At 64.5% G+C, this 13,032-nt stretch carries 13 protein-coding genes; 6 read left to right on the top strand and 7 right to left on the bottom strand.

Translation table 11 applies throughout. The annotated features are described in order from the left end of the window. Positions 1-20: 20 nt before the first annotated feature. Together rplT and rpmI are read right to left on the bottom strand one after the other, a co-directional pair. Positions 21-383, bottom strand: a complete 363-nt coding sequence (gene rplT, locus RUH75_RS00800; protein ID WP_007689504.1) for a 50S ribosomal protein L20 — start codon at positions 381-383, stop codon at positions 21-23. Positions 384-396: 13 nt separating this feature from the next. Next, a complete protein-coding gene (gene rpmI / locus RUH75_RS00795) occupies positions 397-600 on the bottom strand; it encodes a 50S ribosomal protein L35 (RefSeq protein ID WP_007689506.1) in 204 nt (67 codons plus the stop codon). Between the two features lie 158 nt (positions 601-758). On the opposite strand from rpmI, the gene RUH75_RS00790 reads away from it, so the two are divergent. Continuing rightward, entirely contained in the window at positions 759-2,957 is a 2,199-nt protein-coding gene (locus tag RUH75_RS00790; protein WP_313801183.1) for an AsmA family protein, read from the top strand. A gap of 53 nt (positions 2,958-3,010) precedes the next feature. Beyond that, positions 3,011-3,439, top strand: a complete 429-nt coding sequence (locus RUH75_RS00785; protein WP_313801181.1) for a VOC family protein — start codon at positions 3,011-3,013, stop codon at positions 3,437-3,439. Between the two features lie 75 nt (positions 3,440-3,514). Here RUH75_RS00785 and RUH75_RS00780 read toward each other — a convergent pair whose 3' ends face one another. Continuing rightward, on the bottom strand, positions 3,515-4,882 hold the full coding sequence (locus RUH75_RS00780; protein ID WP_313801179.1) for a cytochrome P450: 1,368 nt from the start codon (positions 4,880-4,882) through the stop codon (positions 3,515-3,517). Next, positions 4,879-6,006, bottom strand: coding sequence for a hypothetical protein (locus RUH75_RS00775; RefSeq protein ID WP_313801177.1), 1,128 nt, complete (start codon positions 6,004-6,006; stop codon positions 4,879-4,881). The genes RUH75_RS00780 and RUH75_RS00775 overlap by 4 nt, the downstream gene beginning before the upstream one ends. A gap of 22 nt (positions 6,007-6,028) precedes the next feature. Here RUH75_RS00775 and RUH75_RS00770 point away from each other — a divergent pair, with 22 nt between their 5' ends. Then, a complete protein-coding gene (locus tag RUH75_RS00770) occupies positions 6,029-6,322 on the top strand; it encodes a hypothetical protein (protein ID WP_313801175.1) in 294 nt (97 codons plus the stop codon). Between the two features lie 5 nt (positions 6,323-6,327). Continuing rightward, on the top strand, positions 6,328-7,164 hold the full coding sequence (gene kdsA, locus RUH75_RS00765) for a 3-deoxy-8-phosphooctulonate synthase (RefSeq protein ID WP_313801173.1): 837 nt from the start codon (positions 6,328-6,330) through the stop codon (positions 7,162-7,164). 19 nt (positions 7,165-7,183) lie between these two features. On the opposite strand, the gene RUH75_RS00760 is transcribed toward kdsA, so the two are convergent. From RUH75_RS00760 to RUH75_RS00750, 3 genes are all read right to left on the bottom strand, one after another. Continuing rightward, positions 7,184-8,449 (bottom strand): glutamate-5-semialdehyde dehydrogenase, encoded by a 1,266-nt coding sequence (locus tag RUH75_RS00760; RefSeq protein ID WP_313801171.1) that lies wholly within the window; start codon positions 8,447-8,449, stop codon positions 7,184-7,186. A gap of 228 nt (positions 8,450-8,677) precedes the next feature. Further along, positions 8,678-9,322 (bottom strand): methyltransferase domain-containing protein, encoded by a 645-nt coding sequence (locus RUH75_RS00755; protein WP_313801169.1) that lies wholly within the window; start codon positions 9,320-9,322, stop codon positions 8,678-8,680. A gap of 127 nt (positions 9,323-9,449) precedes the next feature. Beyond that, positions 9,450-11,744, bottom strand: a complete 2,295-nt coding sequence (locus RUH75_RS00750; protein WP_313801167.1) for a CDC48 family AAA ATPase — start codon at positions 11,742-11,744, stop codon at positions 9,450-9,452. Positions 11,745-11,955: 211 nt separating this feature from the next. Between RUH75_RS00750 and RUH75_RS00745 the strand changes: the two genes are divergently transcribed. After that, complete coding sequence (locus RUH75_RS00745) at positions 11,956-12,090, top strand: hypothetical protein (protein WP_313801166.1); 135 nt, start codon at positions 11,956-11,958, stop codon at positions 12,088-12,090. Beyond that, on the top strand, positions 12,083-12,964 hold the full coding sequence (locus tag RUH75_RS00740) for a LysR substrate-binding domain-containing protein (protein WP_313801165.1): 882 nt from the start codon (positions 12,083-12,085) through the stop codon (positions 12,962-12,964). The genes RUH75_RS00745 and RUH75_RS00740 overlap by 8 nt, the downstream gene beginning before the upstream one ends. Positions 12,965-13,032 lie beyond the last annotated feature (68 nt).

The raw sequence follows: 13,032 nt of genomic DNA, 5'->3' as shown, positions 1-13,032 counted from the left end.
GATCCTGGGATCGATCCGGCTCAGGCCGCGGGCAGCGCAGCCTTCGCCTGGGCGATGATGGCGCTAAACGCCTCGCCTTCGTGCATCGCAATGTCGGCCAGAACCTTGCGGTCCAGCTCCACGCCGGCCAGCTTCAGGCCGTGCATGAACTGCGAATAGGTCAGGCCCTCGGCGCGGACGCCGGCGTTGATGCGCTGGATCCACAGGCCACGGAAAGTCCGCTTCTTGACCTTGCGGTCGCGATAAGCGTACTGGCCAGCCTTTTCGACAGCCTGACGGGCGATGCGGATCGTATTCTTGCGACGGCCATAATAGCCCTTCGCCTGATCCAATATCCGCTTATGCTTCGCCTTGGTGGTCGTACCACGTTTTACGCGTGCCATGTGCCTCTACTCCTTACTTCAGGCCGTAGGGCGCCCAGAGGCGCACATGAGCCACGTCGGCGTCGGACATGACCGAGGTGCCGCGGTTCTGGCGGATATATTTCGCATTGTGCGAGATCAGGCGGTGACGCTTGCCAGCGACGCCGTGCTTGACCTTGCCGGAAGCGGTGAACTTGAAGCGCTTCTTCACACCGCTCTTGGTCTTGAGCTTGGGCATTTTCGTCTCCTTTTTCAGCGCGACGATTACGGACAGCCACGGCAGCCCTGGTTAGCCGGGCGGTCCTTCCTGAATATCGCGAAGGGCGGCCCATAGTCGGCTACGCACCGAAAGGCAAGCGATTCGGACCCAAAATCCTTGCCCGGCGTTGAACCGCCATGGCCGACGCCGATCCCCTGCGGCCGGACCATCCGGCGAGCGAAGTGCTGCAACCCCGCGGCGCGCTTCATCATCTGCATCGTGTGCGCGAAGGCTGGCGCAAAATCCCTTGGCCGTTCCGCATCCTGCTCTGGATCGTCGGCATCATCTTCGCGCTCTGGCTGATCCTGTTCATCACCAAGGGCCGCTTCCTCAAACACCCGTTCGAGCGTTTCCTCACCCATCGCCTCGAACGCCCGGTGGATGTCGGCGGCGATTTCCAGCTCTATTTCGATCCCGTCACCATCAAGTTCCGCGCCGAACAGATGACGGTCGCCAACACCAACTGGGCCAGTCGCCCGGATTTCTTCCGCGCCGACCTGATCGACAGCCGCATCGCGCCCTTGAGCCTGATCTTCGGCGACAAATATAAGGTCCGCTGGCTGGAACTGCGCAATGCGGCCACCGACCTCGAATGGTCCCGCGACGGCAAGAGCAACACATGGACCTTCGGTGATCCCAACAGGAAGGGCGAGCCGTTCAACCTTCCCCTGATCCGCCGCGCGCTGCTGGCCGGCACCACGCTGCGCTATCGCGACCCCCGGATGCAGCTCCGCACCGACATCGGCTTCGAAACGGTGAAGGCGCAGGACACCCGCTTCGCCAGCGACGTGCGCTTCTCCGGCACCGGCACGATGCGGGATCGCCCCTTCACCCTGCGCGGCGGCCTGCTCTCGCCCAATGAGACGGTGACCGGCGGCAAGAACAGCCTCGCCCTCCATGCCGAGGCAGGCGCCACTATCCTCGAAGTCAGCGGCACCCTGCCCGGCGCGACCGAGATCGAGGGCGCCGACCTGCGCGTCATTACCCACGGCCCCAATCTCGCCCGGCTGTTCGACTTCCTCGGCGTCGCCATCCCTGAAACCCGCACCTACCGCCTTGCCTCCGCGCTCACCAAACAGGGCGGCGAATGGCGTTTCACGCATCTCAAGGGCCGTTTCGGCGACAGCGACCTGACAGGCCGCCTGACCGTCTCGCTCCCCCAAAACCGTCTATTGCTGAAGGCCGACCTCGCCACGCAGACGCTCGACATTCTCGATGTCGGTCCTTTCATCGGCTACAACCCGCAAAAACTGGAGGCGCAAGGGGCGAAGGGCACGATCAGCACCGTGGGCGGCACTCCGCGCATCCTCCCCGACGCTCCGCTCCGCATCGAGGCGCTCCGCAATTTCGATGCCCGGGTCAAATATGACGTCCGCCGCATCCGCGCCGAGCATGTGCCGATTTCCAATATCGGCCTCACCCTCGCGCTGGACCGCAGCCTGCTGACCCTGTCGCCGCTGACTTTCGACATGTCCGGCGGCCATGTCAGTTCCGACATCGGCATCAATGCGCGCGGCCATCCGGTCCACACCCGGTACGACATCCGCCTCTCGCCCACGCCGATGGGCAAGCTGCTCGCCCGCTGGGGGGTGGAGGAATCCGGCACGACCGGCACGATCAAGGCGCGCGTCCAGATGGCGGGCCTGGGCGACACGCTCCATGATTCGCTCAGCACGTCGAACGGCCGCATCGCCGTCATCCTGCCCGCCGGATCGATGTGGACCCGCAACATCCAGCTGTCGGAACTCGACATCGGCACCTTCATCACCAAGATGTTCGCCGGCAAGCTCAAGAAGCCGGTGCAGATCAATTGCGGCCTCATCGCCTTCACCGTCCGCAACGGCGTGGCGGCGGCTGATCCGATCATCATCGACACGCAGAAGAATGTGCTGCTGGGCCGAGGCGGTTTCTCCTTCAGGAATGAAAGCCTCGACCTTGCCTTCCGCGCCGACGGCAAGAAATTCAGCCTCTTCTCCGGCCAGTCCCCGGTCGGTCTCGACGGCTATTTCGCCAGGCCCCATATTGATGTCATCAGTCCCCAGCTGATCGCGCGCGGCGGGGCGGCGGCGACGCTGGGCATTGTCGTCAGCCCGCTCGCCTCGGTCCTCGCCTTTGTCGACATAGGCGACGCGAAAAGCGCCGCCTGCGGCCCGGTCCTTGCCGGAGCCACCGCCGCAGCCCAGCGTACCAGAGGGGGTAAAATCCGCGATGATGTCGGCCATGGCACCACTGCGAAGGACGAAGCGGGCAAGGACGAAGGGGCCAAGGACGAAGCGGGCAAGGGCAACACAAAGGAAAAAAAGAGCCAGAAGAAGAAATTTCTGGGCATCTTCTGATCCGTCTGCAAAGCGCCTATCGTCCCATATGTCATCAGGGAGAGGGTCGACAGATGAACGAAGCGCAAAGCCCCAAGGCCATTAGCCCCACTGGAGGTGTCGTTCCGCACCTCACCATCGCCAATGACAAGGCTGCCGAAGCCATCGCCTTCTATTCCCGCGCCTTTGGCGCCACCGAACTGATGCGCCATGTCGCGGAAGGGCGCCAGCGCATCATGCATGCCCATCTGCGCATCAATGGCGGATCGCTGATGCTCAACGATCATTTCCCCGAAATGTCCGGTGGAGCCCCGGCCGAGGCGCCGAGGAGCGTGACCCTGCATCTCGCGGTGGACGATGCCGATGCCTGGTGGAAACGCGCGACCGATGCAGGCGCCAGCGTCCGCTTCCCGATTGAGAACCAGTTCTGGGGCGAACGCTACGGTCAGCTGACCGACCCCTTCGGCCATGTCTGGTCGATCGGCGGCCCGATCAGGGAGTGAGGTCTTGGAGCTTGAAGCTGTGCGATAAAAAGGAACCAGAGCAGGCGATATGCGTCAGGTTTAACGCAGCCTGCTCTAGCTTTTCTCGAACATCAGCTTCATGCCCGTCCTCGGGCGGATCGTCAGGCGGCTGATCGGTTCGGGCCTGAATCCATCCGGCACCGACAGGCGATAGCGGCGCACCACGCTTGCGATCACCGTCATCACCTCCTGCTGGGCGAAGCCGGCGCCTACGCACACTCGGGGTCCCCGGCCGAAGGGGAACCAGGCCTGCTTCACCATCTCCGCATTTGCCGGGTCTTCGAAGCGGGCGGGGTCGAAGCTGTGAGGGCAGGCCCAATTATCCTTGTTGCGCTGGGTCAGCCAGGGGGCGACGACCAGCATCGCCCCCTCCTCCAGCTGCTTGTCGCGCATCGGCATCGGGCAGGTCACCTCGCGCGGGAAGAAGGCGACCGGCGGATAGAGACGCAGCGTTTCGCGGAAGATGTTGCGGATATGCCCCATATCCTTGAGCATCGGCGCGGCAAGCGGGGCGTCCCCGGCGATTTCCGCCACCTCGGCGCGGGCGGCGGTCTGGATATGGGCGCATTCGGCCAGCATGTAGAGCGCCCAGGTCATGGTGCTGGCGGACGTCTCATGACCGGCGAGGAAGACCGTCGAAACCTGATCCATCACCTGTTGCAGGGTGAAGGGCGCGCCGGTTCCGGGGTGCTTGGCCTCGATCAGGGATTGGAGGATGTCCTTGTGGGGCGCTTCGCCGCGCTGGTGGAAGCCCTGATAGCGGGCCTCCACGATCGGGCGGAAGACGTCGTGGATCGCCCTGGCGGGCTTGAGCGACCGGGCTTCGAACCAGCGCGCCGGGAAACCGTAGAGGCGCAGCATGGAGGCGCTGTGGGCGAGGCGCTGGAACCTGCCGAAAGCGGTGTGGATGATGTTGGAGCGGCGCTCGTCCAAGGCTTCCGAGAACAGCGTGCGGAAGATGATGTCGGCCGCAACATGGGTCATCATCGGATCGATATCGACGGGCCTCGCTTTGTCGGCCGCGTCGAGGCGGGCGAGCAGATCGTCGGCGGCGGCCACCATCAGCGGCATGGAGCGATTGAGCGCCGTGTGGGCGAAGGCCGGATTGACCATCGCGCGCTGGCTTTCCCAATCCTCGCCATTGGCGGAGAAGACCGAATTGCCGATCAGCGGCGAGAGGTTGCGGACCAGTTCGCGATGCTTGGGATAGGCGGTGCCGCCGCGCAATATCTGGTCCACCAGCGGCAGTTCATTGGCGATATACATGGTCTGGCCGGGCATGCGGATTTCGCCCAGCTTCATCGTGTAGCTTTTCTCGAAAAGGACGTGAATCCAGCTGTGCCAGCCACGCAGGAATCGTTTCATCAGGCCGCGCTTGGTGCGGGGCGGCTCGGGATAGGGCGGGGTGAAGGGTTTGGTCACTGGATGGCCCTGAACGCGGCAATGGCATCGTCAATCGTGCGGCGGCCGGCGGTAAGGCTGACATAATCGACCGGCGAGAGGCGGTCGCCCACGCGCAGATAGTCGAAATGCGCCTCATATTTGTTCGACCAGCCGCTGTGGTAATTTTCCGGATCGTAGAAAAGATGGAAGCGCGGGGAGAGCAGCTCCACCCGGGCGGCGCATCGGTCCGAGACGAGGCGGATCGGGTGGACGTCATGATAGGCCGCGCCGTCCGGGGGGGCGGAGAAGTCGACGAGGCGGAAATGCTTGTCGTCCAGGGCCTTGAGGTCCTGATGATACCATTTCGCGTCCTTGCGGAGCGCGATGACGGGAACGACCTGGCCCAGCGTCAGGACCGTGAAATTGTCGGGCAGCGGCCTGTCTCCACGCAGTTCGAGGATGCGGCGCAGGACGCTCATCGCATAGATGGTGCCGTTGCTGTGCGAGGCGAAGATGACCTCGTCATGGGGACCGTCCATTTCCTCCACGATGCGGGCGGCGAACTGGTCGAGACGGGCGTTCATCTCCGCGCCGGGGCCTTTGGCGGCAACGCTGTGGTTATAATACATGAAGCGCAGCAGCCACGGCACGATCAGCTTGTTGAGCAGGCGGCCCGACAGAGCCACGCTGGCGCCGATGCCGATGAGGGCGCAGGCCCAGAAGGGGAGCAGTGGCGAAAGCAGCAGCGCCGGGATGAGTGCGAGGGCCAGTGGGATCAGCACCGCCAGCAGCGGCGGGTAGAGGATGGTGATGACCGGACCCTGCCGTAATTTGCGCATGCGCAGGAACTGCATGTGGCGGGCATGGGCGCTGTAGGTGGCGATGGAGCGCCAGGCCAGAGCGAGGGGATTGCGAATCCAGACCTTGCCGACCAGATCCTCCCAACGGAGGAATTCATAGTCGGTTTCGACCCCGGCGCTGTGGTTGGTGACGGTCCAGCGGGCGGACGAAGCCGGGCCGGACCGGCGCGCGCTGACCTCCACCTGCTCGCCCGACAGGCGCGTGTAGCTTTCCGCCTGCTCACGGTAGAGCTGGTGGTAGAAACGCACCCCGCGCGGGTCGAATCCGCCGAGGTAGAAGAGTTTGCGCTTGAACTTTCCCATGGCCCCTGTTCCACATCGGGCCATGACGACACCCGAACGCGATTACTGCTATTTCATAGACCACCGCAAATACAACCGAAACATCGGCTGTCGGCGCCATGACAATGCCTATGGCATCAATGGCGGCGGCAGCGAGCGGGACCGATGGCGGGCGGACTTCGCTTTTTACCGGCATATGAAGGGGGAAGGCGATCCGATGGCGCTGCCTTCGCTGCTGGCGTGCCTCGCTTTCGGGTGGTTCTGCTGGAATTATCATGCGGGCAAGGGACTATGGCGGGGGCAACTCTTGCGCCGGTTCGCAAAAGCGCCGAAGTGAGCGGGATGAAAGCCAAGCATGTTTCCATCGGGCCAAAAAACGCTGCTGTGACGATCGGCAACGACCTGCCCTTCGTCCTGATTTCCGGTCCCTGCCAGATTGAAAGCCGCGATCATGCCATGATGATGGCGGAGCGGCTGTCCGGTGCCGCTGCCAAGGCGGGCGTCCCGTTCGTCTTCAAATCCTCCTTCGACAAGGCGAACCGGACCTCGGTGGCGGGGCAGCGCGGCGTCGGGATCGATGCCGGGCTGGCGATCCTGGCGGAGGTGAAGGCGAGCTTCGGCTGTCCGGTGCTGACCGATGTGCATGAGGCTGGACAGGTCGAAGCGGCGGCGGAGGCTGTGGATATCCTGCAAATTCCGGCTTTCCTGTGTCGCCAGACCGATCTTCTGCTGGCCGCCGGACGGACCGGGGCTGTCATCAATGTGAAGAAGGGCCAGTTCCTTGCGCCCTGGGACATGGCGGCGGTGGCGCAGAAGGTTGCTTCGACGGGCAATGAGCGCATCCTGCTGACCGAGCGCGGGGCGAGTTTCGGCTATAACACGCTGGTCAGCGACATGCGGGCGCTGCCGGTGATGGCGCAGACGGGCTATCCGGTGGTGTTCGACGCCACCCATTCGGTGCAGCAGCCGGGCGGGCTGGGGTCGGCCTCTGGCGGGCAGCGGGAATATGCGCCGGTGCTGGCGCGCAGCGCCGTGGCAGCGGGAGTCGCGGCGATCTTTGCGGAGGCGCATGACGATCCCGACAACGCGCCTTCGGATGGGCCGGTGATGCTGCCGCTCGAATGGGTCGGGCCGCTGCTGGAGAAGCTGAAGGCGATTGATCAGGCGGTGAAGGGGTAACGCCTTCACCACCTCGGCATCAGGGCCGGGTCTGTCCCGTCCCGCGCACCAGCCATTTATAGGTGGTGAGCCCCTCCAGCGCGACCGGACCTCTCGCATGAAGCCGGCCGGTGGAGATGCCGATCTCCGCGCCCAGACCAAATTCCCCGCCGTCCGCGAACTGGGTGGAGGCGTTCCACATCACGATCGCGCTGTCGACCGCGTTCAGGAAGCGCTCGGCTTTTTCCACGTCTTCGGTGATGATCGCGTCGGTGTGGTGGCTGGCATGGGCAGCGATATGGGCGAGCGCTTCGTCCAGACCATTCACGATCCGCGCCGAGACGATGGCGTCGAGATATTCGGTGTCCCAATCCTCGTCCGACGCGGCTGTCACGCGGCTGTCCATCGCCTGCACCGCTTCGTCGCCGCGCACTTCGCATTTGGCGTCGAGCAGCGCCTTCACAATGGCGGGCGCCTGGGTAAAGCCCTTGTCGATCAACACCGTTTCGGTCGCGCCGCAAATGCCGGTGCGGCGCATCTTGGCGTTCACCACCAGCTTTTGCGCCATGTCGGGATCGGCCGCGCCGTCGACATAGCTGTGGTTGATGCCGTCCAGATGGGCGAGGACGGGCACGCGCGCCTCTTCCTGCACGCGGGCGACCAGGCTCTTGCCGCCACGCGGCACGATCAGGTCGATATATTCCGAAGCCTTGAGCAGGGCGCCCACCGCCGCGCGGTCCGTCGTGGGGACCAGTTGCACCGCATCGGCGGGCAGGCCGGCGGCGGCAATGCCTTCGGCCATGGCCGCGTGGATGGCGCGGTTGCTTTCCTTCGCCTCGCTGCCGCCGCGCAGGATCACGGCATTGCCGGCACGCAGGCAGAGGGCCGCGGCGTCGGCCGTCACATTGGGGCGGCTTTCATAGATGATGCCGATCACGCCCAGCGGCACGCGCACGCGGCTCAATTCCATGCCATTGGGGCGGACCTGGCTGTCGATCACGCTGCCCAGCGGATTGATGAGCGTCGCCACCTGATCCACGCCGGCCGCCGTCGCCTCCACCCGGTCTTCGTCCAGCCGCAGCCGGTCGAGCATGGCGGGCGACAGGCCGTTGGCCGCGGCGTTTTCCATGTCGCGGGCATTGGCGGCGATGATCTGCGGCGCCTGATCCCGCAGCGCCTGCGCGGCACGGCGCAGCGCATCGATCTTCTGCGCGTCATCGGCCGGTGCCAGCACGGCGGCGGCCGCGCGGGCCCGGGCGCCCATGGACGCTATCAGCATTTCGGGGGTCTGGGTCAGATCGTTCATGAAGTGTCTCGCCGTGTTTCGCGCGGGGCTTATCATGAAAGCCCCCGGAAGCGAAGCCGGCAACCGGACCATGGGTCGCAAAATGGCCCGGTTGCCAGCAGGCAGAAGAACTGCCTCAGGCGCGGAGGTAATGGCCGCCTCCGGCCGGCGCATACCCTGAATGGGGTATAGGCCGGCCGGAAACGGAAAAAAATTCCTGCAATTTGATGAGATTGGGAACCGAAACGATCAGGCCGCCTGGGCCAGCACTTCATCCTTCAGCGCCGTGAACATCCGGCAGGGCGGAATGTTGCGCCATTCGACCCGTTCCCGGATCTCCCCGAACAGAGGGGACAGCAGGCGGCGCACATAGGCGGAATATTGATAGACCAGGAACGCGCCGCCTGCCTTCAGCACGGCGCGGGTTTCGGCGCAGATCGCCTCGCCCACGCCCTCGGGCAGGGTCGAAAAGGGGATGCCCGACAGGACATGATCCGCCTGAGCATAGCCGGCTTCCTTGATGAAGCGGCGCACGTCGGCGGCGGAACCGTGGACGACGCGCAGCCGGGGATCAGTGATCTCCGCCTCCAGATAGGCGACGAAATCCAGATTGAGGTCGATCGCAAGCAGCGTCGCGTCGGGGTGCAGCCTTTCCAGAATGGGCCGCGTGAAGGTGCCGACGCCCGGCCCATATTCCACAAACAGCCGCGCCCGCTGCCAATCCACGCCCTCCAGCATGGTGTCGACCAGCATCTGGGAGGAAGGGATGATCGACCCGATCATGCCGGGGTGCTTGATGAATTGCCGGAAGAACATGCCCCACTGTCCCAGAAAACTGGGGGGCTGTTTTCCGATGCGAACCGGATTTTTCTTCTTCAACGGAATGGAGGCCATTCATTCTCGCCTGTCTGCCTTGACCTGACCGACTCGCAAAAATCGCGCGGCCTTGCAAGCGCCTTCGCGGCCAGTGGCGTGGAAAAGCGGGGCGGGGAAGATCGCGCGCCTCCCCGCCCGCGATGGATCAGTCCTTGACGCCGCGCGCGCGCAGCATGCCGGGCGCGACGAAGCCGATGGGATCGACCTGCATCACGCTTTGCTTGAGCGTCGCCTGGATCTGCTCATATTCGCGCTCCATTTCGGGCGTGACGGAAGCGCGGGTGTCCTCCAGCGCCGCCTCGAAATGGGTCTGGTCAACCTTGTCCACCGACAGCGACTGGCGCAGCGCGATCAGGCCGGCGCGGCGGACCAGATCCTCCAGATCGGCGCCGGTGAAGCGTTCGGTCTTCTCCGCCAGCAGGTCCAGGTCGACATCCTGCGCCAACGGCATCCTGGCGGTGTGGATGCCCAGGATGCGCCTGCGTCCGGCCTGATCGGGCACGGGGACATAGATCAGCTCGTCGAAGCGTCCCGGCCGCAGCAGCGCCGGATCGATCAGCGTCGGCCGGTTGGTCGCGCCGATGACGACCACCGATTGCAACTCCTCCAGCCCGTCCATTTCGGCGAGGATGGTGTTCACCACCCGCTCCGTCACCTGCGGTTCGCCCAGGCCCCCGCCGCGCGCGGGGACCAGGCTGTCCAGCTCGTCGATGAAGATGACCGTCGGCGCCACCTGCCGCGCGCGGGCAAAAAGACGGGCGATCTGCTGTTCGCTCTCTCCATACCATTTGCTCAGCAGGTCGGACGATTTGGTGGCGATGAAATTCGCCTCCGCCTCGCGGGCGACCGCCTTCGCCAACAGGGTCTTGCCGGTGCCGGGCGGGCCGTAGAGCAGGAAGCCCTTGGCCGGGCGGATGCCCAGGCGGCGGAAGGCGTCGGGGTCCTTGAGCGGCAGCTCCACCCCTTCCTTGAGCCGCATCTGGGCATCGTCCAGCCCGCCAATGTCGGCCCAGCCGATATTGGGCACCTGCACCATCACCTCGCGCATGGCGGAGGGCTGGACCCGCTTGATCGCGGACATGAAATCCTCCCGCGTGACGGACAGTTCCTCCAGCACGTCTGGCGGGATCGTCCCTTCCTCCAGATTGAGGCGCGGCATGAAGCGGCGCACCGTCTCGATCGCGGCCTCGCGGGTGAGCGCGGCCAGGTCGGCGCCGACAAAGCCATAGGTCATGCGCGCCAATTCGCTGAGATCGACCTTGTCGCCCAGCGGCATGCCGCGGGTGTGGATGCCCAGAATCTCGCGCCGCCCGCGCTCATCCGGCACGCCGACGATGATTTCGCGGTCGAACCGGCCGGGACGGCGCAGCGCCTCGTCGATCGCCTCCGGCCGGTTGGTCGCGGCGATGACGACCAGATTGGTGCGCGGCTCCAGCCCGTCCATCAGCGTCAGCAATTGCGCGACCAGCCGCTTTTCCGTCTCGCCGGTGACATTGCCGCGCTTGGGCGCAATCGAATCGATCTCGTCGATGAACAGGATCGACGGGGCGGCCTTGGCCGCCGCCTCGAAAATCTCGCGCAGCTGCTTTTCCGACTCGCCATAGGCCGACCCCATGATCTCCGGCCCGTTGATCAGGAAGAATTCGGCGTCCGATTCATTGGCGACGGCGCGGGCCAGCCGGGTCTTGCCGGTACCGGGCGAACCATGCAGCAATACTCCCTTGGGCGGATCGACGCCCAGCCGCTCGAACAATTCGGGATAGCGCAGCGGCAGTTCGACCATCTCGCGCAGCTGGTCGATCGCCTCGGCCATGCCGCCGACATCGTCATAGGTGACGTCGGCGCGGCGGGATTCGCGCGGCTCCTCATATTCGGCCCTCAGCTCGACCTCGGTTTCATCGTCGATCTGGACAAAACCCTTGGGCACGGTGGACACCACCACCAGCCGGATTTCCTGAAGGGCATAGGCCGGCGCGGCCAGCATCTGGCGCAGGTGCGGCGGCATGTCGCCGGGGGGCACCTGTTGCTGTCCCGCGGTGGCGATAATATCGCCGGACGCGAGCGGACGGTGGAAGAACACTCTCTTCAGCGCTTCGGGATTGCCCTGCAATCGCAAATTATTTTGTGCAGGCGCGAAGACGACGCGCTGGGCGGGGCGAGGATCGACCTTGCGGATTGCCACGAAATCGCCCGATCCGACCCCCGCATTGGCCCGTTGAAGCCCGTCGAGGCGGAGCACGTCCAGCCCCTCATCCTCCTTATAGGGCCGCACCACACGGGCCGGCGTAGAGCGTTTGCCGGCGATCTCGATCACATCGCCTTCGGCCAGATGCAGCTCCGCCATCACGGCCAGCGGTATCCGCGCAAGCCCGCGCCCGGCGTCTTCCGGCCGGGCATTGGCTACCTGTATCCTGCGTCCCTGGGTTTCTTCTTCTGCCACCTGGCTTCCCCGTTCTTGTCGCTGCGTAACGAGATAGGAAACGTCGCAGCCAAGGGAAAGGGCCCCCATGCCGCTCCCAAAGGAATAAAAAAAGGGCCGACCCGAAGGCCAGCCCTGAAAGTTTATAGGAGAGGATGCCTGAAAGGCCTTTCCTATGTGCAGTGCGGCATGTACTTTCGCAAGTGCGAAAAGAATCGAGGAGTTGCAATTTTTGCATCTTGCCAACCGCCCTTTTTTCCTGCTCAGTGAAATAAGGATGCTGGAAAGCCGGATCGCCCGTCGCCTGAGAAGAAGCAATGACGCGTCGCAGCGGATCGGCCGGATGAACATGATGGTTTATGCGTAGATTGCCGCCCCTTACGGCCCTGGAGGCCTTTGTTCAGGTCGCCCGCCTCGGTTCGGTCAAGGCGGCGGCGGAGGAACTCGCGCTCTCCACCCCCGCGCTCAGCCGCCGCGTGCAGGCGCTGGAGCGGTTCATCGGGCGTCCGCTGTTCGACCGCAAGCATCAGGCGCTGGAGATCAACGCCGACGGGCAAAGGCTGCTGGACGATATCGCCCCCGCGCTCGATGCGCTCAATCAGGCGCTGGAGAATATCCAGAGCGGGGGCAATCAGCTGCGTTTGCGGCTGGCCGTGCTGCCGCTGTTCGCGACCCAGCGGATCTTCCCGCATCTGGGCGCGCTGCGCCAGCGCCATCCGCAGCTGCATATCGATATCGAAACCACCCCCTATGCCGTGGCGCGGCTGGGCGAGGGGCTGGACGCGGCGATCGTGCTTGCCAAGGATATCGACCCTGCCCTCTATGCCCATGAGCTGGACCATGACGAGGTCTATCTGATCGGGCGCAGGGCGCTGCTGGAGCCGCCCCATGCGCTGACGCAGCCGCAGGAGCTGGCCAACCACACCGTGCTGCTGCATCGCGACATGACGCTGGCCTTCGATGCATGGAAGGATGCGGTGGGCCTGTCCGAATTGCAGCCTTTGGCGATCGACAATTATGATTCGGGCCAGCTGATGCTGGAAGCCGCCGCGCAGGGGCTGGGCATCGCGGTGATGCACGCCAGCCATTATAATGACGCGCAGGATACGCGACTGGTGCGGCTGTTTCCCGATACCCGGGTCGAAAGCCCCTATCGCTATTATTTCGTATGCCGCCCACGGGCGCTGCAAACGCGCGCGGTGCGGATTTTCCGTGACTGGCTGATCGGCGCGGACATATAATGAAGGCTGATCAACGCCTTGCCGGTTTCGGCTTGGCGCGCTCTTAACCTTGTTTAACAGGCGCCGTT

The organism is Sphingobium sp. (assembly GCF_032153725.1).
GTDB lineage: Bacteria > Pseudomonadota > Alphaproteobacteria > Sphingomonadales > Sphingomonadaceae > Sphingobium.
The sequence above is the reverse complement of the archived record's forward strand: the minus strand, read 5'-3'. Positions and strand labels throughout refer to the sequence as shown.

Excerpts from the sequence above, each read along its gene's own strand:
- RUH75_RS00740 (WP_313801165.1), top strand. The coding sequence starts at position 12,083 with ATGCGTAGATTGCCGCCCCTTACGGCCCTGGAGGCCTTTGTTCAGGTC.
- RUH75_RS00775 (WP_313801177.1), bottom strand. The coding sequence starts at position 6,006 with ATGGGAAAGTTCAAGCGCAAACTCTTCTACCTCGGCGGATTCGACCCG.
- kdsA (WP_313801173.1), top strand. The coding sequence starts at position 6,328 with ATGAAAGCCAAGCATGTTTCCATCGGGCCAAAAAACGCTGCTGTGACG.
- RUH75_RS00770 (WP_313801175.1), top strand. The coding sequence starts at position 6,029 with ATGACGACACCCGAACGCGATTACTGCTATTTCATAGACCACCGCAAA.
- RUH75_RS00785 (WP_313801181.1), top strand. The coding sequence starts at position 3,011 with ATGAACGAAGCGCAAAGCCCCAAGGCCATTAGCCCCACTGGAGGTGTC.
- RUH75_RS00760 (WP_313801171.1), bottom strand. The coding sequence starts at position 8,449 with ATGAACGATCTGACCCAGACCCCCGAAATGCTGATAGCGTCCATGGGC.
- rplT (WP_007689504.1), bottom strand. The coding sequence starts at position 383 with ATGGCACGCGTAAAACGTGGTACGACCACCAAGGCGAAGCATAAGCGG.
- rpmI (WP_007689506.1), bottom strand. The coding sequence starts at position 600 with ATGCCCAAGCTCAAGACCAAGAGCGGTGTGAAGAAGCGCTTCAAGTTC.
- RUH75_RS00790 (WP_313801183.1), top strand. The coding sequence starts at position 759 with ATGGCCGACGCCGATCCCCTGCGGCCGGACCATCCGGCGAGCGAAGTG.
- RUH75_RS00755 (WP_313801169.1), bottom strand. The coding sequence starts at position 9,322 with ATGGCCTCCATTCCGTTGAAGAAGAAAAATCCGGTTCGCATCGGAAAA.